Here is a 20487-nt window from a genome sequence, read left to right as displayed (position 1 = left end):
GGACAGAACCCGGACAAAATGCTACATTACAAGAAATTAATGAGATTGATTATCAGTCTCTTTTGGAGGGATTATTAATGGCCTCTACATCCTGCTCTTTACTTCGCTTACAACCGGGCTCGACAGGTTCCATTTATAGAATTGAAGGTATGAATCCCATTCTGCGGCGGCGTCTTGCAGATCTTGGGGTGTCTGAAGGCGTTATGATCTCCCTGAAAGGTAAAGGACCCTTCATGGGCCCTATCACACTGGAGTGTAACGGACAGCTGTTTGCCATTCGCCGGAAGGAAGCTTCCCGGATAGAGGTGAGCGTATCATGAGCTCAGTCGCTCTTGTAGGCAACCCTAATACCGGTAAAACCTCGCTTTTTAACACGCTGACCTCCTCTTACGAATATGTCGGGAACTGGGCGGGTGTAACCGTAGAGAAAAAAGTCGGCAGCCTGAAGAACGGCGCCGGCAAGCTGATCGATCTGCCCGGAATATACTCCCTTCATCCGCTCTCCCGTGATGAGGGCGTGGCTGCGCAGTATTTAATCGAGGAATCTCCGGAAGCCTTGGTTAACATCGTCGATGCTTCACAGCTGGAGCGCAATCTGCTCCTCACCCTGCAGCTCCTTGAGTATGGAAAGCCCACAGTGCTGGGCCTCAATATGATTGACGTTGCCAAAGCACGCGGTATTCAGGTCAGCCCTGAAATTCTGCAGAAGCAGCTGGGCATTCCAGTCCTTCCGCTCATCGCCAGAACCGGCAAAGGCAGCGGTGAGGTGCTTACTGTCCTGAAGGAAACCTCCAGCATTCCGCCGGTAAGCTTCCGGCTTGATTACGGGGAGCTTGTTGAGCAGGCCATCCAGGCTATCGAGCATGAGCTGCAGCAGACCGACGGCTTGCCGAACCACCGCTGGATTGCTCTTCAGCTGATGGAGCAGAACCCGGTAGTCCTGGAGCTGCTGCGCAAACGCTTTGATACCGGACGCCTGCTCGGCATCTGCGATGCTGTGCAGAGCGAGCTGCAAAGCCAGAAGCTGGCCCTGACGCTGCCGCAATGGATCCGTTCAACCCGCAAGGAATATATTCATTCCCTATGCCTTGAAGCAATGGATACTACTGCCCGGAAACCGCATACTCTGACGGAAAGACTGGACTCCATTCTTACTCACCGTTATTTTGGCCTTCCTTTGTTCCTTGTATTTATGTATGTCATGTTCAAGGCCACCTTTGACTGGGTCGGCGGCCCCCTGTCCGATCTGGTTGACGGCTTCATTGCCGGCCCGCTCAGTGATGGTGCCAACTCTCTGCTCCAGAGCATTGGGGCTTCAGAATTCACCCATGCGCTGATTGTGGACGGTATTATCGGCGGTGTGGGCGGCGTACTTGTATTCGTTCCGCAGATCTTTATCCTGTTCCTGATGATTTCCTTCCTGGAAGACTCGGGATACATGGCCCGTGTGTGTCTGCTCATGGACAGTACCATGGAACGGATGGGACTGAACGGAAAGGCCTTTATTCCCTTTATTATCGGCTTCGGCTGCAATGTTCCGGCGATAATGGCTGCGCGCAGCATCGAACAGCCTAAAGACCGGATGCTGACAACCCTGCTGATGCCGCTGATGTCCTGCTCTGCCCGGCTGCCGGTTTATCTGCTGTTTGCAGCTGTATTCTTCCCGGCCCAGCAAGCTACCGCAGTCCTGGCAATGTATGTGATGGGCGTTGTCTTTGCTCTGATTTTGTGCAAGCTGTTCTCGAAGCACTTGTTCAAGAATGAGTCTTCCGTATTTATCATTGAACTGCCTCCTTACCGCATGCCGCAGCTGAAGACACTCGGCCGCAGCACCTGGGAGAAAGGAAAGGGGTTCCTGCGCAAAGCGGGAACGATCATTCTGGCAGGCTCAGTCATTATCTGGCTGATGTCTTATGCAGGTCCAACCGGCTTCAATGTGGATATGGATCACAGCTTCCTGGCCAAATTCGGCGGGCTGATTGCACCGGTCCTGCAGCCGCTCGGCTTCGGAACCTGGCAGGCCGGATCGACGCTGGTTCCGGGCTTCCTGGCCAAAGAGGTGGTTGTATCCACGATGAATATCATTTACCACACTCCGGATAACGCCGGGCTGGAAAATCAGATTGCACAGGTGTTTACACCGCTTAGCTCCATCAGCTTCATGGCCTTTATCCTGCTTTATATCCCTTGTCTGGCTACTGTAGGTGTAATCAAGAAGGAGACAGCGTCCTGGAAGTGGACTTTCTTTTCTATGGGCTATTCACTGGCGCTGGCGTATCTGGTGTCGCTCATTATTTTTCAAGGCGGACGGTTACTCGGATGGTCGTAAAGACCTGGGATGGTCATGAAGAAAGCGGGGAATAATTAATGATAGTCAATATTGTGATCGTAGCTGCGGTTTTCGGTTATTCCGGGTGGATGATCTACCGTCATGTGCAGAAAGGCAAGCAAGGGGCCTGTGCGGGCTGTGACAAGAGCAAGAGCTGCTCGGCAGCTTCGCTGGATTCGCCTTTTTCCTGCAGCTCAGGGGCGGCTGACGGCAAGCTGTAGGGCTGCCAACTTCATACAGCAGGTTTAAACACTTTGGTATCGGGGTATGTTTGTTATAAGCAATTGCAGCTAGACCACTACCTAAGGAGGAATAACTATGAATACGAAAAAAACGTTATTTACTACCGCAGCATTGGGAGCAGTATATTTGCTTAGAAACAAAGACACCCGGAACAAGTTAATGAATGGCATCCAGTCCTTCACTAATCAGGTTAAGGCTAAACGTAACGGCTGAACCGACTCAGCCCGCACGCTGGAAGCCGGCAATCACAGCTAAGCTAATAAGCCGTAAAGTCCGTTCCCCGGACTTTACGGCTTTTTGTTGGCCAATTGTTTCCCTGCCCTCTTTACCTGCGCCCAGGCAGGACCGGACCGGATTCCCCGCCGAGCTCCAGCAGATATTCCAGCAGCGTCCGGACCATGACTCCTGTGGCTCCCTTGGGATTGACGCCCCGCTCCTTGGACAGAAATGCCGTACCGGCTATATCCAGGTGAATCCAAGGGGTTCCTTCGGCAAACTCGCCGATAAACAGACCTGCTGTAGAAGCCCCGCCGAAACGGCCCGCAGCATTGCGGATGTCGGCCACCTCGCTCCGCAGCATCTCGCGGAACTCGGGGTATACCGGAAGCTGCCAGATCTGCTCCCCTGACCTCTTGGAGGCATCCAGCAGCTCCTGCAAAAACTGCTGGTCGTTAGTAACTGCGCCTGTAGCAATATCCCCCAGGATAGACAGAACAGCCCCCGTAAGCGTAGCTACATCAATGAGCCGTTCTGCTCCCCATTCCCTGGCATAGGTCAATGCATCACCGAGCACCACCCTGCCCTCGGCATCAGTGTTCAGTATCTCAACCGTCTTCCCGCTCAGCGTAGAGATGACATCGCCCGGTTTGAACGCTCCTGCAGAAGGCATATTCTCAGCGGCAGGAATGACCATGACTACATTGATCTGCGGCCGCAATCTGCCGAGCGCTTCAATGACACCGAGCACAGTCGCTGCACCGCCCATATCACTGATCATATCCTCCATACCCGGTGCCCGCTTGAGCGAAATACCGCCGGTATCAAAGGTGATCCCTTTGCCTATAATTCCTGTAACATTAGTCCATTCACTGGCTCCCTGATAACGGATGACAATCATCCGCGGGGGATGTACACTGCCTTTGCCTACAGCAAATAATCCCCCCATCCCCTTCTGCTCAATCTCCCGTTCATCCAGCACCTCCGCCGGTAGTCCATGCCGCTCAGCTATTTCAATGGCAGCCGCCGCAAGCCCGGACGGGGTCAGCAGATTACCGGGGAGATTAGTCAGCTCACGGGCCAGATTGGTTGCATCCGCAAAAGCCGATCCCCGCTGTATTCCTTTACGCCAGCTTTGTTCCAGCGCATCTTCTGCAGGGAGCTGCGGCTGCATTTTAACTGATGACGGTCCTTTATAGGAAGCCTGCTCCTGCTTGTAATGCTTCCTGCGGTATTCGCCCAGCACCAGCCCTTCTGTTAGTGCCTGTGCCGCCGTTATCCCCTGAGCCAACAGATATTCAGGTATCTCAAGGGTAAGCACCGCAGCCTTCACCCGGACAGCCGCCCGGGAGATATGTGCTGCAAGCACTCTGAGCTCACCCGCACCAGGAATCTCCTTTCCGCTTCCGGCCAGAATAACTGCAGAGTATCTGGATGGATCCGCTAACGGGAGTATATAAGTCTGATTCAGCTTGCCCGCAAAAAGCCCTGCTTTGGCCACAAGCTCTATACCCTTTTTCCATTCTGCCGCAAAACGGCCGCCATCCAGCTCGGCCTCGGATACAATAATACATAACACTTCGCCCTCTGGCCCGGCAGACAGGCCTCCGTTATTCCATTCAATATTCATACTCTTTCCTCCCGCCATTGATGAAACCTGCGGACCCTGGTCACGCAGATAAGGCTGACTTCCCGCACTAGCCGTGCAACGCAGGAATCAGCCTCTTTAAGATCATTATATTATAATGCATGGCCTGCTCAGATAACAGCCCGACTATTGTATAAGCGGCAGGGAGATGACAAAGCGTGTGCCCACATTGATTCTGCTGCTGACCGAAATGCAGCCTCCGTGGTTCTTAATTATCCGGTCACTGACGGACAGCCCGAGTCCCGTCCCATTCTCCTTGGTGGTAAAAAAAGGATTAAACAGCCGGTCAAGCGTACAAATATCCATCCCCTTCCCGTTATCAGAGATGAAGATGCGGACCTCTGCACCTTCTCTGCGGGCCCCGACCTCAATTTTGCCTATACAATCATCCGCTCGCTCTGTAATCGCTTCCATTGCATTTCTTATCATATTCAGCACTACCTGTTTCATTTGCTTGGCATCTCCGGATATGATCATATTATCATGAAACGGATGGAGATCAATCTGGCAGCCCTTCATCAAGGCCTCGCTCTCCGTAAGCAGTACCACCTCTTTAAGCAATGCCGATACAGGAATCAGGCTTACCTGCGGGGCAGAGGGTTTGGATGATGTCAGAAACTCATGTATAATGTCATTGGCCCGGTCAATTTCTGCGAGAATAATCTTGGCATATTCCTCCTTGCCCAGCTGATGCAGGTGGGGGTGCAGAAGTTGGATAAACCCGCGGATTGCCGTCAGCGGATTCCGGATCTCATGTGCAATAGAGGCAGATAATTTGCCCAGCATAGCAAGACTATCATTCTGGTAGGCGGTCTGCTCGATCAGCTTATAATCGGAAATTTCCTTAAACGTATACAGGTAGCTTCCCTTCATCTGTTCACCGGTATGCAGAGTCACCCGCCAGTAACGGCCATATTCATCTACAAATTCGTAATTCGGCTTACCCTTCTGCACCATTTCCCGGTATCCGCGCAGTACCTGCTTTTTCTTAAAGCGGCTCAGCTGAATATTCGCCAGCAGGTGAGTCATTGTGCAGCCCAGCAGGGAATGGCGCGGCAGCTCAAGTATGCCGTACATTTGTTTATTTAGAAAAGTCAAAACTCCATCTTCATCAAACAGCATAATTCCGCTGTCAATGTGCTCCAGCACATCCTCATATGTAGAGTTCATCATCATGGATTGAAACGTTCTTGGCAACAGCAGGCTTTCCTGAAATTGGCTTATCACGATACGAAGTTCCCCCTTTTACTGCATTTGGCATAGACGCTTAAGCGACATCAAATTACTATGTAAATGAGTATATGACGAAGCCGCCAGAACATTCGGAAATCGTATTATATTATCCAACCGTTTCAACTATATTCCAATCATATCCAAGAGAAGAAGACAACGCAATCAGAGAAACTGTCGAATGGCAAAAAACTTGTTAAAATGATTCTTAAGGCATACTAATTTTATCGCGATTCTCGTATACCAGCGGAAAACCCGGTTTTATTATAAAATCCACGCAAAAAAGCCTCCGCTGATGCGGAGGCCTTTACTGCAATATAGCCGTATCTGGCAAAAAGCAAACGGAGAACGCTGCGGACCCGGCAGACGGAAGTGAACGGGCTTAAAGCCGGAATCAGGCCTTCTGCTGCAGCCGGAGACGCCGCTGGCTCATTACAGCCAGACGTTTTTTAAGCTCCCGCTCCCATTTGCTGTCCCCGATCTGCTTGGCAACAGCCAGGAGATCAAGCGCCATGTCGATCTGGCTCCGGATAATGGCCAGCGGGTCTTCGCTCTCCATATTAATGACATTCTCAAAAATCGCTTCCTCGTCTTCCATCACATAATCCTGAAAATCAACGTCAGTAACGCCATCTCCATGAGCATATTCCGCAAGAATCTCATACTCATTCTCGACTTTGTAATGTACCTCTACCCGGTGGCATACCGGGCAAAACAGCAGGGGAACATTATGGACTTGCGTGCGATAATGTTTAAGGGTTCCCTTCGTTCCAACCATACTCGCTCCACAGCAAAAGCTCATTATTGTTCACCCTCCTTGGGTAAGTTCCATTGATTTCTTATTATTGTATTACAAAATGATACCGGAGATTCCTCTCCTACAGGCATTATATTAACCTCAGCGCCTATTTTCAAACAACAATATTGGAAGTTACAGACAATTTGTTGCAAAAACCCCCCTTGGCGGAAAAAGCTTCCGGCAAGAGGGGTTCTCATTAATCTCTCAAAGAGCAGACAACCCTTACAGGTTCTTGTCGCCCGGTTTCCAGTTCATGGCGCACAGACCGCCGGATTGCAGAGCCTGCAGTACACGGAGTGTCTCTTCCACGCTGCGGCCCACATCGTTATGATTGACTACCTGGTACTTCAGTTCGCCGTCCGGATCGATGATGAACAGCCCGCGGAGAGCCACGCCTTCTTCTTCGATCAGTACGCCGTAATCACTGGCCACCTTCTTTGTGATATCCGAAGCCAGCGGGAAGTTTACCTGCCCAAGACCGTTCATATCGCGAGGTGTAGTGATCCATGCTTTGTGGCTGTGAACAGAGTCAACGCTCACTCCGAGAATCTCGGTATCCAGATCAGCGAAATCTGCTGCTGCATCGCTGAGTGCTGTAATTTCAGTCGGACATACAAATGTGAAATCAAGCGGATAAAAGAAGAATACAAGCCATTTGCCGCGGTAGTCGGACAAGCTAACTTTACCAAAATCTTTACCGTCGCCAGTTACTGTTTCCATTGTGAAGTCCGGTGCCGGTTTACCTACCAAACGTTCTGCCATTGCTTAAATTCCTCCTTTAATTATGTAAGAAAAACAACCACCGGCATGATCCCCTGCAGAGGGAATGAGGCAATATGCTTTACTGATTGAATGAATTGGCCACTTACTTGTTGCTATAGACCAAATGGTATCATCGCACTAAATTAAAGTCAATATTACACTCATTACTTTTTTATAATTATTATAAATAAGCAACATTCTGTGAAGTTTATTGTCTTTCTGCGTCAAAGAAGGAATCCAGCGGCAGGTTTACGCTTTGCGGATTGCCGCAACAATCAGATCGCCCATTTCGGTAGTGCTGATCGCCTTGCTCTTATCTACAGCAATATCGCTGGTACGGTGTCCCGCATCAAGCACCTCTGCCACTGCGGCTTCAATAGCTGCAGCTGCATCCTCATAGCCGAAGGTCATACGGAACATCAGAGCCAGCGACAGGATAGTCGCAATCGGGTTAGCCAGGCCTTGGCCTGCGATGTCAGGAGCAGAGCCGTGTACCGGCTCATACAAGCCGTAGCTGCCCTCGCCCAGTGAGGCCGAAGCCAGCATGCCGATGGATCCGGTCAGCATGGCTGCCTCATCACTCAGAATGTCACCGAACATGTTCTCGGTCACAATAACGTCGAAGCTTGACGGCCGGCGCAGCAGCTGCATTGCACAGTTGTCAACCAGTACATGCTCCAGCTCCACCTGCGGATATTCAGGAGCGATCCGGTTAACGACCTCACGCCACAGGCGGGAAGTTTCCAGTACGTTTGCTTTGTCCACGCTGGCCAGCTTGTTGCGGCGTTTGCCCGCAATTTCAAATGCCTGGCGCACAATGCGCTCCACTTCCGTTACATTATATACGCAAGTATCTACTGCTTCTTCACCGTGTTCCCCCTGCCGGCGCAGCTTGTCCCCGAAGTAAATACCTCCGGTCAGCTCACGCACAACCATCAGGTCTGTGCCTTCCAGCACTTCCGGCTTCAGGGTGGATGCATCCTTCAGGCAGTCAAATACATTGGCCGGACGCAGATTGGAGAACAGTCCCAGCGCTTTGCGGATACCGAGAAGTCCGGTTTCCGGCCGCAGCTCTTTCGGGTTGTTGTCCCACTTCGGTCCGCCGACAGCCCCCAGCAGGACGGCATCTGCACTGCGGCAGATTTCCAGCGTATCTTCCGGAAGCGGTGTTCCGCGCTCGTCAATGGCAATCCCACCAAACAGGGCATGCTCTGTTTCGAAGGCATAGCCGAATACTTCTTCCGCTTTTTTCAATACTTTTTCTGCTTCAGCCACAACCTCGGGTCCGATTCCGTCCCCGGCGATTACGGCGATTTTTTTAACCTCGCTCATTTCCGTCACTCCTTAGATGTTCTGCTGTACGCAGACATAGTTCTTCTGTATATTGTTGTATCATAACGGGCGCCAAAGGACAAAGATATAGATTCTATGAAAGTGATAGGCAGAGCCTATAGGATTTTTCCAGGCAAGTCCGCTGCATAATTTGCTCTTCATACCCGGGTTGGATACAATAAACATGCTGTTGTTTTCCTTGAGGCACTGGTCTATTTCATAAAAGGAGTGAATGTGAAATGCAGTATACTAAGCTTGGAAAATCCGGTTTGAAGGTCAGCCGTCTCTGTCTGGGCACGATGAATTTCGGCCCGATTACGGACGAGAAGGAAGCCTTCCGCATTATGGACGCTGCGCTTGATGCAGGAGTGAATTTCTTCGATACCGCCAACATTTACGGCTGGGGCGAAAACTCCGGGCTTACAGAGACAATTATCGGACGCTGGTTCAAGCAGGGCGGCGGACGCCGCGAGAAGGTAGTGCTTGCTACTAAGGTGTACGGTGCCATGAGCGACAAGCTTGACGGTCCTAACGATGAAAGCGGTCTCTCCTCATATATAATCCGCCGCCACCTGGAAGGCTCCCTGCAGCGCTTGCAGACCGACCACATTGAGCTGTACCAGATGCACCATGTTGACCGCAGCGTGTCCTGGGACGAGCTATGGGGCGCATTTGAGCTTGCAGTGAACCAGGGCAAAGTCGGCTACGTCGGCTCCAGCAATTTCGCAGGGTGGGACATTGCCATTGCCCAGTCCGAGGCGAAGGCACGCGGCTTCCTCGGCCTGGTATCCGAGCAGCATAAATACAGCCTGACCTGCCGCCTGCCCGAGCTTGAGGTGCTTCCGGCAGCGCAGAGCCTCGGTCTTGGCGTTATCCCATGGAGCCCGCTCGACGGGGGATTACTAGGCCGCAACGCCCTTATGAAGATTGAGGGCAGCCGCAGCGGCGGAAATGCTGAACGTATAGAACAGCATAAGAGCCAGCTTGAAGCCTTTGCTGAGTTAAGCCGTGAGCTCGGGGAGCCGCAGGACAATATCGCCCTGGCCTGGCTGCTGGCTAATCCTGCTGTAACAGCGCCTATTATCGGTCCGCGCACACTGGAACAGTTCGAAAGCGCACTGCGCTGCCTTGAGGTTGTGCTGGATGAGAGCGTACTGAACCGGCTGGACGAAATTTTCCCGGGTCCAGGCGGTTCAGCACCGAAGGCGTATGCCTGGTAACAAACCTGACTATTAGCACTCCCTTAACCTAATACAGATCAGCAAAAAAGGAGCAGCACCACCGGACAATGTCCGGGCAGCTGCTCCTTTTGTTATTCGGCTGTATCTACAGTAATTGCACCGTTACTGGTTGACAGGGAAACTTCATGTTTTCCAGTCCCCAGCACTGCTGTTCCCTGGTTATCTTCATCGCGGTCCCAGTTAACATTCCCCTTCAATCCGCCGTTGCTCGTCTCCGCATTAATCTCAGCGTCTGTTGCCGCCGGCAGGCTGACGGTTATTTTGCCGTTACTGGAGTCCAGTTCCCAATCGCCAGTAACTGCAGAGTTAACGGTGATTCTGCCGTTGCTGCTCTCTGCTGACACAGAGCCGTCAATATTGGTAAGCGTGATTGCACCATTGGAGCTGGAAAGCTCGGTTTCCCCCTGCACATTCTGTACAGAAATGGTCCCATTGCTGGTGTGGGCATCAACTCCGCCGGTGATATCATGGATATCCAGTGTACCGTTGCTGGTATCGATCTCAATGCCTGCCGCAAGATTGGCGGCTTCAACTGCGCCGTCGCTGGTCTCTACCAGGACCGCAAGATTCTGCGGAAGGCTGATATTCAAATACGGCTCCTTGATATAGACGCCGAAGTGAATGTTTGACAGCCAGTTCGTCTCCAGATCCAGCTTCAGAACAAGCGTATCCCCATCTTCAGACACCTTCCATTTTTTCTCCATAGCGTCCGCTGCTTCAGTTTCGTTTTTGCCCGGAAGCTCAAGTTTGCCCTCATACTCAAGGGTGTTCCCGTCAGTCCCTTGAATCATAACCTTTCCGCTTGGCAGCTCAACCTTCACGCGCTTGATCTTGGACTGAATGTCCACTGTACCACTGAGCGGAGTCAGCTGCGTCCGGCCGAAAATTCCGCCGAGTGTTCCGCCAGCCAGCACGGTCTGCCCGCCGCTTGCCAGCACCAGCACGATAATGAGCAGAATAGCCCAGCCGCTGACGCGGGTTTTGACATCTGAGCGGATGAACAGCCGGATCAGCATTTCCAGTCCAAACAGAATAAGTAATGCCGGCCACAAATAACCCAGGGTATCGTATGAAACCACATCATATTGAGCCAAAACTATTAATACACCCACTGCGATGCAGCCGATTGCGGCAGAGAAGCTGCCGATTTTCCATCTCCCCATGGATGAAATCCCCATTTCCTATACTTTTGAATTTTTTTTGAGCATTCTGAAGCCGTATCCGATCAGAGCCAGCGACAGCAGAATGGACCCGATATTCATATCGGTAAGTATACGCCAAAGCCACGGAAAAGCGGTAGCCACCAGCAGCAGGAAGCCTGCCGCCACACAGCCGATGCCCAGCCATACAGGATTTACATCATCCTGCGGATACTCCGATACCGGAGGCAAGCCCATGCTCCACGGCGCACCGTAGCTGTCCGGATGGAACATCATCCGCTCATGCTCGGCGATCGTCAGCTTCAACCAGGCCGCTTTTTGCAGGGCATCAAATAATTGATAGAACCAGAGGGCGGCAAGGGCGAACGGGAACACCGTCGGCATGGATGGAATAAAAATGATACACGCCGAGGCTCCGATCATATACTGCAGTCCAAGCTTTTTAAATCCAAGATATAAATGTCCCAAGCCCGGTACAAGCGCCAGGAAAAAGGTAAGCCAGCGTTTTTTCTTAATCATACTATATCCTCCTAAAAGTTTGGTGAGCATTACTTCTTCGCTTCGTTTTCTTTTAAAACTCGTCTCATAATCCAAAGCTGTTTATGCTTCTATTTATGGCCGCCCTGGGCATTAAACCATGCTGTAACGGATGTCGACATCTGCCCGTTGATCTCGGTGATGCCGTAGGCCAGATTCTCAAATACCCCGAACTGCAGCAGCAGGAACGTAAGGCCCACTGCAACTCCGTAGTGCATCCAGGATGTGCCCGGTGCAGTACGGCGTCGGGCTGCGGTCGATCTGACAGCGCGCTCACGGCGGCCTGCTTCCAGCTGTCCAATATGTTCCATTACGTCATTCGTTATATCGGGAAAATCCCATGTGTCCGGCGTTTCTAATCCGGCTTCCATCTCATTCCACAGTGCGGCGAGCGCTCTAGCCTCCTCCAGCCATGATGAGCAGCCGGGACAAGCTTCGATGTGCAGACGGAGATTCAGCTCCATCTCCGGAGACAGTGTGCCTTCGATATAATGCGGCATCCATTCTTTGACTGTTGCACAATTCATCGCCATTCCTCCCCGCTTTTTCGCATCATCTGTCTGGCTCTGTAGAGCTGTGATTCTACTGTTTTGACCGAGACGCCCTTCTGTTCGGCAATTTCCTGATAGGAGTGGTGCTGAAAATAATACAGCTGCACGACCGACCGGTACGGTTCCGTGAGGCTGTTCAGATTCTGATCCAGCTCCTCTGAGGCTTCCTTGCTCAGTGCCGCCTGCTCCGGCGTCTGTGAGGTAATCCAGTCATTCTCTGTGTAATCCGCCGTACTGCGGTGGCGCCATTCCCTGTCATTGGCCCGTTTCCAGTCCAGACAGGTCCTGTATGCAATCCGGTACAGCCAGGTAGAGAATGAGGACTGTCCCCTGAAGGAGGGGAGCGCCTTGTAGGCTTTGATGAAGACTTCCTGGGCCATATCCTTGGCAGATTCGGCTTCTCCCGTTATTTTGATGCACACTCGGTATACCATGCCCTGATAACGCGTCACCAGATGTCCAAAAGCCTGGCTCTGCCCGTTAAGCACGGCTGAAATCCATTCTGCCTCTTCCAAGTCGTTCTCCCCTCCTTCTTCATAACGTTAGACGCCGGGCAATCCGGTTCCCCTGCAGGTCTTAACGTTTTTTTTCAAAAAAGATTGCTCATCCCTAGTTTACCGTAGAATCCCCTGTAAAAGTCCGTAAACATTCTAGAATATAAGCACCAAAAAACAACCCACCCGAAGCGGTTCATCAGGTGGGTTGTTTCATTGCTATGAATGTTATTTATAGTCTTAAAAATTATTCCTGTTTGTTGCGCGTTCTGAATCTTACGGCCAGGCAGATACCGAGAACCATAAGTCCTCCGCCTGTCAGATACAGCGGAAGCGGACTCTCTTCGCCTGTTTTTGGAAGATTGCCGGGCAGACCGTTATTATCATTATCCGAATTAGTGCTATTATCTGTACCAGTGTCATTATCAGGTACCGAACCGAGCGGAACTTCATCTATATCAACTTCAATGATGATCTCCTGCTCATTGCCGTCCTCATCCGTTACAGTGACGGTGAATTTATCCTTTCCGGTAAAGCCGGGATCAGGGGTATAAGTCCATTTTCCATCAGGTGTAACCACAACCGTACCATGTGACGGCTCCTCACTGATGCTCGGAATGCCGCCAAGCGGAATCTCGCCATCAATCGGGATATCCGCAATGGTAGTAGCTGTTGTAGCTTGCGGTGTCGGGGCACTGCTCACGGCAGGCGTTCCCGGACTCGCAGTTGGGCCTGGCGTTGTCAGGCCTGGTGTTGCCGTTACCCCTGGTGTTGGCGTTGCAGAAGGTCCTGGTGTAACGATAGCTCCCGGTACCGTAGAAGCAGTTGGTGTAGAAGCCGGAGTACCCGGATTTGACGTAGCTGGTGCCGGTGTAGGCGTTGCCGTTGGTGCAGCTGTCGGTGCCGGTGTTGCAGGTACTGCTTTGTTGGTAATCTGCTGCTGCACATTTGGTGCAGCAGCAGTCAGGTTCGCACTACGCTCGGTTCCATTCAGCACGTAACCAACCGGGGCCACCGTTTCCTTGAAGGTGTACGCTCCTAGCTTCAAGTCCTTAAACTCCACAACACCGTTCGCGTCGGTTGTAGCTGTTGCCACCACAACATCGCTGGCGTTGTACAGCTTGAATTCTGCTCCTGACAACTTCTTCGCCGTATCATCCTGATCGACCTTCGTCAGCTTCAGTGAGCCCAGTATCTCTTTATTGGTAATCTGCTGCTGCACATTTGGTGTAGCCACAGTCAGGTTCGCACTGCGTTCGGTTCCATTCAGCACGTAACCAACCGGGGCCACCGTTTCCTTGAAGGTGTACGCTCCTAGCTTCAAGTCCTTAAACTCCACAACACCGTTCGCGTCGGTTGTAGCTGTTGCCACCACAACATCGCTGGCGTTGTACAGCTTGAACTCTGCTCCTGACAGCTTCTTCGCCGTATCATCCTGATCGACCTTCGTCAGCTTCAGTGAGCCCAGTATCTCTTTGTTGGTAATCTGCTGCTGCACATTTGGTGCAGCCACAGTCAGGTTCGCACTACGCTCGGTTCCATTCAGCACGTAACCAACCGGGGCCGCCGTTTCCTTGAAGGTGTACGCTCCTAGCTTCAGATCCTTAAACTCCACAACGCCGTTAGCGTCTGTTGTAGCTGTTGCCACCACAACATCACTGGCGTTGTACAGCTTGAACTCTGCTCCTGACAGCTTCTTCGCCGTATCGTCCTGATCGACCTTCGTCAGCTTCAGTGAGCCCAGGATCTCCTTATTGGTAATCTGCTGCTGCACATTTGGTGCAGCCACAGTTAGGTTCGCACTACGCTCGGTTCCATTCAGCATGTAACCAACCGGGGCCGCCGTTTCCTTGAAGGTGTACGCTCCTAGCTTCAGATCTTTAAACTCCACAACGCCGTTAGCGTCTGTTGTAGCTGTTGCCACCACAACATCGCTGGCGTTGTACAGCTTGAATTCTGCTCCTGACAGCTTCTTCGCCGTATCGTCCTGATCGACCTTCGTCAGCTTCAGTGAGCCCAGTATCTCTTTGTTGGTAATCTGCTGCTGCACATTTGGTGCAGCCACAGTCAGGTTCGCACTACGCTCGGTTCCATTCAGCACGTAACCAACCGGGGCCGCCGTTTCCTTGAAGGTGTACGCTCCTAGCTTCAGATCCTTAAACTCCACAACACCGTTTGCGTCTGTAGTAGCTGTTGCTACCACAACATCGCTGGCGTTGTACAGCTTGAATTCTGCTCCTGACAGCTTCTTGGCGGTGTTATCCTCATCTACTTTAGTCAGTTTAATCGAGCCTAAAAGCTCATTATTGGTAATCTGCTGCACAACTTGCACAGCCGAAGTTATATTAACGCTGCGTTCAGTCGAATCTAGCACGTAGCCGGACGGGGCCGCCGTTTCCTTGAAGGTGTACGCTCCTAGCTTCAGATCCTTAAACTCCACAACGCCGTTCGCGTCTGTAGTAGCTGTTGCCACCACAACATCGCTGGCGTTGTACAGCTTGAATTCTGCTCCTGACAGCTTCTTGGCGGTGTTATCCTCATCTACTTTAGTCAGTTTAATCGAGCCTAAAAGCTCATTATTGGTAATCTGCTGCACAACTTGCACAGCCGAAGTTATATTAACGCTGCGTTCAGTCGAATCTAGCACGTAGCCGGACGGAGCCACCGTTTCCTTGAAGGTGTATGCTCCTAGCTTCAAATCCTTAAACTCCACAACCCCGTTCGCGTCTGTAGTAGCCGTTGCTACCAAAGACTTGCTGCTGGCGTCATAAAGCTTGAATTCTGCTCCTGCAAGCTTTTTCGCCAGGTTAGCCGAGTCGACCTTGGTTAGCTTAAGCGAGCCGAGCACTATTTTATCATTAGTAACGGTTAAAGTTTTCTGTTGTGCCGGATCAATGGTTACAGCAGTACTGCCGGCAGTAATTACATATCCGTCCGGAGCCTTCGTCTCCTTAAGAGTGTAGCTTCCACCCATTAACTTAGTGAAAATCAATTCACCGCTGGCATTCGTAGTTCCGGAACCGACCAGTGTATTGGCTGAGTTATATAACTCAAAGACTGCTCCTGCAAGTTTAGTAGCCGTATTTTCTTTCGCCACCTTGGTTACCTTGAGCGAGCCGTTGAAATCATTGGTCACTGTCAGCAGAACTGGTGTGGAGGAATTGATAGTCACCGTACGCTCTGTAGTATCAACCGCATAACCGGCTGGCGCCTTGGTTTCCTTCAATATATATTTGCCAGCACGCAAATCCTTGAACTCCAGGTTACCGCCGGAATCGCTGGTCGCATACTTTGTTTCTTTCAGTTCAGTACCAACGATTCGGCCCAGGGAAAATTCGGCACCAGGCAGAATTAGCGTTTGATCCGCATTGGTCTTTAGTACCTTGAGCGAGCCTTTTACCCCGCTGCCCGTACCGCCGGTATCAACCATAGTAAAGCTGTTGCTGTATGGAAAAGGCTTGCTTACTACTTTCGAGCCCGTTCCCGTGAAAGACACATTGTTGGTCACCGCTACAGTTCCTACAGCCGTAATAACAGTCTGGTACTTAAGAATGTATGGTTCGGATATCGTGTTCTTAAAAGCCAGCTTAAAGATGTCCTTACCGCTGGAATCTGTCAGGAATTCAAGTGTATAGTCTGTTCTCTCGGCCAGTTTAACAGATGTTGCTGTTACGCCTCCGCTTGAGTTCACCGTTGTCTTAAAAAGCTGGAAGCTGGCTGGCAGCAGCACCTGATTGGTACTTGGAGTATCCACAACCTGAGCATCGCCCACTACAGACTGGTTCGCGTTAATGGTCATGGTCCAGTTTATAATTGTCTGATCCGAGGAATCTCTGGTTCCGGTCTTAGTCACATATTGGCCGCCGTTCGGAACACTTACCTCTGGAGAAGTTAAGGTTTCCGACACCGCATTGGACTGTGCATCATTCAAAATTGCATTATTGGTTACCTTATCCAGATTAATATCTCCGGCTATGAACTCTGTCTGGAAAATTACATAGAAAGCATAGCCGACATCGTTCTTGAATTTAACCTTAAGCTTACGTCCATCACTGGTTACGCTCGCTTCATACTCTGCAGCATTCACAAGGCTTCCCTGTACCGGATTCCCGTTAGAAGTATAAGTGAGCTCATATACTTTTACCGAGCCGGCATCTCCGCCCGCCATCTGCTGGCTTGTAGGCAGCGTGTCTACCAGCTCTGCACCAGCGGCCAGCGCCCTTTTGTTATAGTTCGCGCCGACTTTCCAGGTGATGGTCTTGCTTGTCGCATCATAACTGCCTGACTTGAGGCCATTTTTTATGACTTCGATTCGTGGAGTGAATGTTTGAGCTGACGATTGTGTACCTGTTGTTGTTTTTTCATCCCACACAATGGAGGCAGTATTCCTGAAGTAGCTGGAGGCTGTTATTAGCTTGTAATAATCAAATTCTGTGCTGTATGTGATCGTATATGCTTGTGTAATGGGCTTCAAAAATTTGATCTGGAAGCCATCATTTACACTGAAATCTCCAGAACCTAAATTAGTGATTGTATAATCAACATTTTCTACCAGCGCAGGAGAAATAACCGGTTTTCCGATCAGCTTCAAGCCTGCATTATCAAATTTGTCTGTCAGCAACAGATTTGTCATCGTTCTGTTGTCTTCATTAACCTTAATCGTCCAGTTTACTGTTTTGTTTAAATAATTTACACCTGAAGGTGACTGTTTGTTCAAAATCCGTTGGGAAGTAGAAGCAGAAGCTTGAACAGTCTGGCCGTTGTATGTAACTTTATTTACAATACTTTCACCGGAATATACCCGATCCGCTACCTTGGTATCGTAGACAATCCGGTATGCTGACTGGATGTCATTGTTGAACTGAATTTTAAAGCCTGCTGTATTCGCCGTATCCGGCAGTGTAGTCACAGTATAATCTGTGCCTGCGTTCAACTGGCCATCATCTGTACCACTTCCGTTTTGGTCCAGCTTCACTTTGAAAATTTTCAGCGATGCGGGAACATAGTCCTGGCTTATGTTAAAATAGTCAGTTAGCACGGCTTTATCCGCGGTAATTGTTTTTTCATCATAATTAAATTTAATTTGCCAGCTAATCGTTTCCGTTGTTGAATTATAGCTGCCTGCCGTCTTTTCCAGCGGTTTCCCGTAACTGACTCCAACGGCTAAAGACGATCCGCTTTGGGATGCCCCGTTGCCATTTAGGGTAGCTATGTTAGTAAAACTGGATTTACTCGTATCTGTAATGCTGGTAGAGAACTTCACCCGATAGGCTTCATTAATCGTATTATTAAATTTCAGGTTCAAATTTCTCGCGGTACTTGCAGATGTATCATACAGTGCCGGATCGAGCTGGCTCCCTTGAGTTACGTTTCCCTGTACATCCACATTCAGACCATATACAGCTATGGAGACCGTATTCAAATCCAGACCTGTTGGAATCGAATCTGTAACGGATGCATTAGCAAGCCTGCTTAGAGATGTATTCACATCCACCGTCCACTCAATTGTGCTTGCATTATATTTTTGCGGCAGCGGGACTCCGGATTTGCTAACCGCCTTTCCGTTATTGGGCTGAATCTGGAGTGTAATGGAGTTACTCGCATTTCCTGCAATCGGAAAAGGAAGCACCTGCGTCGTACTGCCGGTAACTGTAGTCGAGCTCAGTTTGGACTCCACCCAAAAGCTTCCTTTTATATCAAACAAGTCCTCAATATTCTTATTGAATTTAAATACGACTTTATTATCAGAACCTACCGTATATGTGCCGACACCATCAGCAAATTCACTGTTAACCAGTGTGCCCGAATAGGTTTGATCAATTTTTAACTGGGACGGAAGAGTATATGTATAAGTAGAACCCTCTCCATACTTGGCATCCGGAAGCTCATAGGTCAAATTCAGCTTAACTGTAGAATCCAGCTTATACACGTTGCTCGTAACCTGCGTGCCGTTCTCATAGACGGACAGGGTTACGCTTTTAACAATATTCTCTGAAATTTGAGTTTCTGCTGCATCTGCATTGACATTTGAAAAGAAACCTATTGTGGTTGCAAGTGCTGTTACCAGCATAACTACTCCGAGCCAAATGGCCCATTTGTTTTGTCTTATTACTCTCAAGACTTTTCCCTCTCCCTCATCTTTTATTAAGAACAGTGTTGGAATACTACTGCATTTTCCCTACAAAATCCCTATAAAGCTGGCCTTCACGACAAAAAATGCGCGTAAGCGCAATAACGTCAAGATACATTGTAACTATTTTCGCTGATAAACCACTGATAAAATCACTTTCTTTTGCCCTATTAGCCTCATCAGCACAAAAAAAGCCATACATCCGCAAAAAACGCTTTGCAGAATGCATGGCTTTCATTAACTTCATTTCATTTTCTTCTATAAAATAGTCTTACAGCTGTGCATGATCACGGCGGGTGTACGTCTTACGTTTCTCCAGCAGCTTGTTGAGTGCATCCAGATAAGCGCGGGCACTGGCCTCAAGAATATCCGTGCTCAGTCCGCGTCCTTGTGCAGCTACTTCACCCTGGGACAGCACCACATGTACCTCACCCTGTGCATCCTTACCGCGGCTTACAGCTTTAATGGAATAGTCACCCAGGGTAACTTCCTCGCTTGTAGCCAGATCGATCGCATTATAAATGGCATCAACCGAACCGTTCCCCTCGGCAACTGCTACGATCGGCTCAGCTTCCTGGCCTTTAATGACTACCTTTGCTGTAGGAACGGACTCATTGCCGTAAGTGACATAAATGGTCTGCAGACTGAAAATTTCCGGCGTATCGCCCAGCTTTTCCTCCAGCAGGGCCAGAATATCCTCATCGGAGACCTCTTTTTTCTTATCCGCCAGATCCTTGAATTTCGCAAAGGCGGTATTCACTTCTTCCTCCGGCAGGTCATATCCCAGATCATTAAGTTTATCCCGGAAGGCGTGACGGCCGGAATGCTTGCCCAGCACCAGCTTACTCTCCTTGAGCCCGATCGTTTCCGGCGTCATGATCTCATAAGTGGTCTTCTCCTTGAGCATGCCGTCCTGATGGATACCGGACTCATGTGCAAAAGCATTGGCCCCGACAATTGCCTTATTGCCCGGAACGGCCATCCCGGTCAGTCTGCTGACCAGACGGCTGGTACGGGAGATTTCCGAGAGCACCAGAGAAGTCTTTGCTCCAAAAAATTCACTTCGCGTCTCCAGCGCCAGAGCCACTTCTTCAATCGCCGTATTACCGGCGCGTTCCCCGATACCGTTAATGGTACCTTCGATCTGATCCGCACCGTTCTGAATGGCCGCCAGTGTATTGGCAGTAGCCATTCCCAGGTCATTATGACAGTGGGCACTCAGCTGGACCTTTTCAATGTCAGGCACCGTATCCTTCAGGAACTTGAAGATGGCTCCATATTCCGAGGGGTTCAGATAACCGACAGTATCGGGAATATTGACCACATTCGCTCCCTCACGGATCGCCATGGCCACCATTTCCGCCATAAAATCACGCTCGGTCCGTCCGGCATCCTCCAAGGAAAACTCCAGCTTGGAAAAATACTTTTTGGCGTAACGGATCGCAGATTGTGCGGTTTCGAGCACCTGGGCTTTTTCCATACGCAGCTTGTGCTGCCGGTGAATCGGCGAGGTTGCCAGAAAAATATGAATGCAAGGGTCCTGCGCGCCTTTCAGTGCTTCTCTGACCGCGTCAATATCAGTCTCTCTGGAGCGCGAAAGTCCGATAACAGTAACATCCTTTACTGCTTTCGCCACGGCGTTGACTGCTGCCAGATCGCCCGGTGAAGCTGCGGGGAAGCCTGCCTCCATCCGGTCAATTCCAAGCTTTTCAAGCTGGTAGGCGATTTCCACCTTCTCACGTGTATTCAGGTTCACACCCGGCGACTGCTCCCCGTCACGCAGCGTCGTGTCGAACACATAGATTTTCCGCAAGC

Annotated in this window: 17 protein-coding genes; 5 read left to right on the top strand and 12 right to left on the bottom strand. The window is 50.4% G+C overall.

Annotated elements, in window-relative coordinates:
* The first annotated feature begins 77 nt into the window (after positions 1-77).
* From AC4G46_RS06920 to AC4G46_RS06905, 4 genes are all read left to right on the top strand, one after another.
* Positions 78-320: a FeoA family protein gene (locus AC4G46_RS06920; protein ID WP_491127267.1), complete on the top strand. Its 243-nt coding sequence runs from the start codon at positions 78-80 to the stop codon at positions 318-320.
* Positions 317-2329, top strand: a complete 2013-nt coding sequence (feoB, locus tag AC4G46_RS06915) for a ferrous iron transport protein B (protein WP_491127266.1) — start codon at positions 317-319, stop codon at positions 2327-2329. Before AC4G46_RS06920 ends, feoB begins: the two co-directional genes overlap by 4 nt.
* Positions 2330-2367: 38 nt before the next feature.
* A complete protein-coding gene (locus AC4G46_RS06910; RefSeq protein ID WP_068721137.1) occupies positions 2368-2550 on the top strand; it encodes a FeoB-associated Cys-rich membrane protein in 183 nt (60 codons plus the stop codon).
* A 97-nt stretch (positions 2551-2647) separates the two neighbouring features.
* Positions 2648-2785, top strand: a complete 138-nt coding sequence (locus AC4G46_RS06905; protein ID WP_167360763.1) for a hypothetical protein — start codon at positions 2648-2650, stop codon at positions 2783-2785.
* A 112-nt stretch (positions 2786-2897) separates the two neighbouring features.
* Here the strand turns inward: AC4G46_RS06905 and AC4G46_RS06900 are convergent, their stop codons facing one another.
* The 5 genes from AC4G46_RS06900 to leuB form a co-directional block, all read right to left on the bottom strand.
* Complete coding sequence (locus AC4G46_RS06900; protein ID WP_491127265.1) at positions 2898-4418, bottom strand: leucyl aminopeptidase; 1521 nt, start codon at positions 4416-4418, stop codon at positions 2898-2900.
* A gap of 144 nt (positions 4419-4562) precedes the next feature.
* A complete protein-coding gene (locus AC4G46_RS06895; RefSeq protein WP_491127264.1) occupies positions 4563-5663 on the bottom strand; it encodes an ATP-binding protein in 1101 nt (366 codons plus the stop codon).
* 397 nt (positions 5664-6060) lie between these two features.
* Entirely contained in the window at positions 6061-6468 is a 408-nt protein-coding gene (locus AC4G46_RS06890) for a hypothetical protein (protein ID WP_068721132.1), read from the bottom strand.
* Positions 6469-6687: 219 nt separating this feature from the next.
* The gene (locus AC4G46_RS06885) at positions 6688-7227 is read right to left on the bottom strand and encodes a peroxiredoxin (RefSeq protein ID WP_491127263.1); all 540 of its coding nucleotides are present in this window, start codon (positions 7225-7227) and stop codon (positions 6688-6690) included.
* Between the two features lie 249 nt (positions 7228-7476).
* Complete coding sequence (leuB, locus tag AC4G46_RS06880; protein WP_039870636.1) at positions 7477-8559, bottom strand: 3-isopropylmalate dehydrogenase; 1083 nt, start codon at positions 8557-8559, stop codon at positions 7477-7479.
* Positions 8560-8798: 239 nt separating this feature from the next.
* Here leuB and AC4G46_RS06875 point away from each other — a divergent pair, with 239 nt between their 5' ends.
* Complete coding sequence (locus tag AC4G46_RS06875; RefSeq protein WP_491127262.1) at positions 8799-9779, top strand: aldo/keto reductase; 981 nt, start codon at positions 8799-8801, stop codon at positions 9777-9779.
* Positions 9780-9871: 92 nt separating this feature from the next.
* Here AC4G46_RS06875 and AC4G46_RS06870 read toward each other — a convergent pair whose 3' ends face one another.
* The 7 genes from AC4G46_RS06870 to AC4G46_RS06840 all read right to left on the bottom strand — a co-directional run bounded on the left by AC4G46_RS06870 (position 9872) and on the right by AC4G46_RS06840 (position 20485).
* Positions 9872-10963 carry a DUF4097 family beta strand repeat-containing protein gene (locus tag AC4G46_RS06870; RefSeq protein ID WP_491127261.1) on the bottom strand — a complete coding sequence of 364 codons (1092 nt, stop codon included), beginning with the start codon at positions 10961-10963 and terminating at the stop codon, positions 9872-9874.
* 18 nt (positions 10964-10981) lie between these two features.
* On the bottom strand, positions 10982-11479 hold the full coding sequence (locus AC4G46_RS06865; protein WP_491127260.1) for a hypothetical protein: 498 nt from the start codon (positions 11477-11479) through the stop codon (positions 10982-10984).
* A gap of 89 nt (positions 11480-11568) precedes the next feature.
* Positions 11569-12024: a zf-HC2 domain-containing protein gene (locus tag AC4G46_RS06860; protein ID WP_491127259.1), complete on the bottom strand. Its 456-nt coding sequence runs from the start codon at positions 12022-12024 to the stop codon at positions 11569-11571.
* Positions 12021-12563 (bottom strand): RNA polymerase sigma factor, encoded by a 543-nt coding sequence (locus tag AC4G46_RS06855; protein ID WP_090717858.1) that lies wholly within the window; start codon positions 12561-12563, stop codon positions 12021-12023. The genes AC4G46_RS06860 and AC4G46_RS06855 overlap by 4 nt, the downstream gene beginning before the upstream one ends.
* Before the next feature lie 226 nt (positions 12564-12789).
* Entirely contained in the window at positions 12790-18660 is a 5871-nt protein-coding gene (locus AC4G46_RS06850; RefSeq protein ID WP_491127258.1) for a SpaA isopeptide-forming pilin-related protein, read from the bottom strand.
* 46 nt (positions 18661-18706) lie between these two features.
* Complete coding sequence (locus AC4G46_RS06845) at positions 18707-18919, bottom strand: hypothetical protein (protein WP_491127257.1); 213 nt, start codon at positions 18917-18919, stop codon at positions 18707-18709.
* A 24-nt stretch (positions 18920-18943) separates the two neighbouring features.
* Positions 18944-20485, bottom strand: coding sequence for a 2-isopropylmalate synthase (locus AC4G46_RS06840; RefSeq protein WP_068721113.1), 1542 nt, complete (start codon positions 20483-20485; stop codon positions 18944-18946).
* Positions 20486-20487 lie beyond the last annotated feature (2 nt).

It is taken from the genome of Paenibacillus sp. fava2 (assembly GCF_058313675.1).
The sequence above is the reverse complement of the archived record's forward strand: the minus strand, read 5'-3'. Positions and strand labels throughout refer to the sequence as shown.

What these genes read in the sequence shown, in the direction of transcription:
- AC4G46_RS06920 (WP_491127267.1), top strand. Translation starts at nt 78, where the DNA reads ATGGCCTCTACATCCTGCTCTTTACTTCGCTTACAACCGGGCTCGACA.
- feoB (WP_491127266.1), top strand. Translation starts at nt 317, where the DNA reads ATGAGCTCAGTCGCTCTTGTAGGCAACCCTAATACCGGTAAAACCTCG.
- AC4G46_RS06910 (WP_068721137.1), top strand. Translation starts at nt 2,368, where the DNA reads ATGATAGTCAATATTGTGATCGTAGCTGCGGTTTTCGGTTATTCCGGG.
- AC4G46_RS06905 (WP_167360763.1), top strand. Translation starts at nt 2,648, where the DNA reads ATGAATACGAAAAAAACGTTATTTACTACCGCAGCATTGGGAGCAGTA.
- AC4G46_RS06900 (WP_491127265.1), bottom strand. Translation starts at nt 4,418, where the DNA reads ATGAATATTGAATGGAATAACGGAGGCCTGTCTGCCGGGCCAGAGGGC.
- AC4G46_RS06890 (WP_068721132.1), bottom strand. Translation starts at nt 6,468, where the DNA reads ATGAGCTTTTGCTGTGGAGCGAGTATGGTTGGAACGAAGGGAACCCTT.
- AC4G46_RS06885 (WP_491127263.1), bottom strand. Translation starts at nt 7,227, where the DNA reads ATGGCAGAACGTTTGGTAGGTAAACCGGCACCGGACTTCACAATGGAA.
- leuB (WP_039870636.1), bottom strand. Translation starts at nt 8,559, where the DNA reads ATGAGCGAGGTTAAAAAAATCGCCGTAATCGCCGGGGACGGAATCGGA.
- AC4G46_RS06875 (WP_491127262.1), top strand. Translation starts at nt 8,799, where the DNA reads ATGCAGTATACTAAGCTTGGAAAATCCGGTTTGAAGGTCAGCCGTCTC.
- AC4G46_RS06870 (WP_491127261.1), bottom strand. Translation starts at nt 10,963, where the DNA reads ATGGGGAGATGGAAAATCGGCAGCTTCTCTGCCGCAATCGGCTGCATC.
- AC4G46_RS06865 (WP_491127260.1), bottom strand. Translation starts at nt 11,479, where the DNA reads ATGATTAAGAAAAAACGCTGGCTTACCTTTTTCCTGGCGCTTGTACCG.
- AC4G46_RS06860 (WP_491127259.1), bottom strand. Translation starts at nt 12,024, where the DNA reads ATGAATTGTGCAACAGTCAAAGAATGGATGCCGCATTATATCGAAGGC.
- AC4G46_RS06845 (WP_491127257.1), bottom strand. Translation starts at nt 18,919, where the DNA reads ATGAAGTTAATGAAAGCCATGCATTCTGCAAAGCGTTTTTTGCGGATG.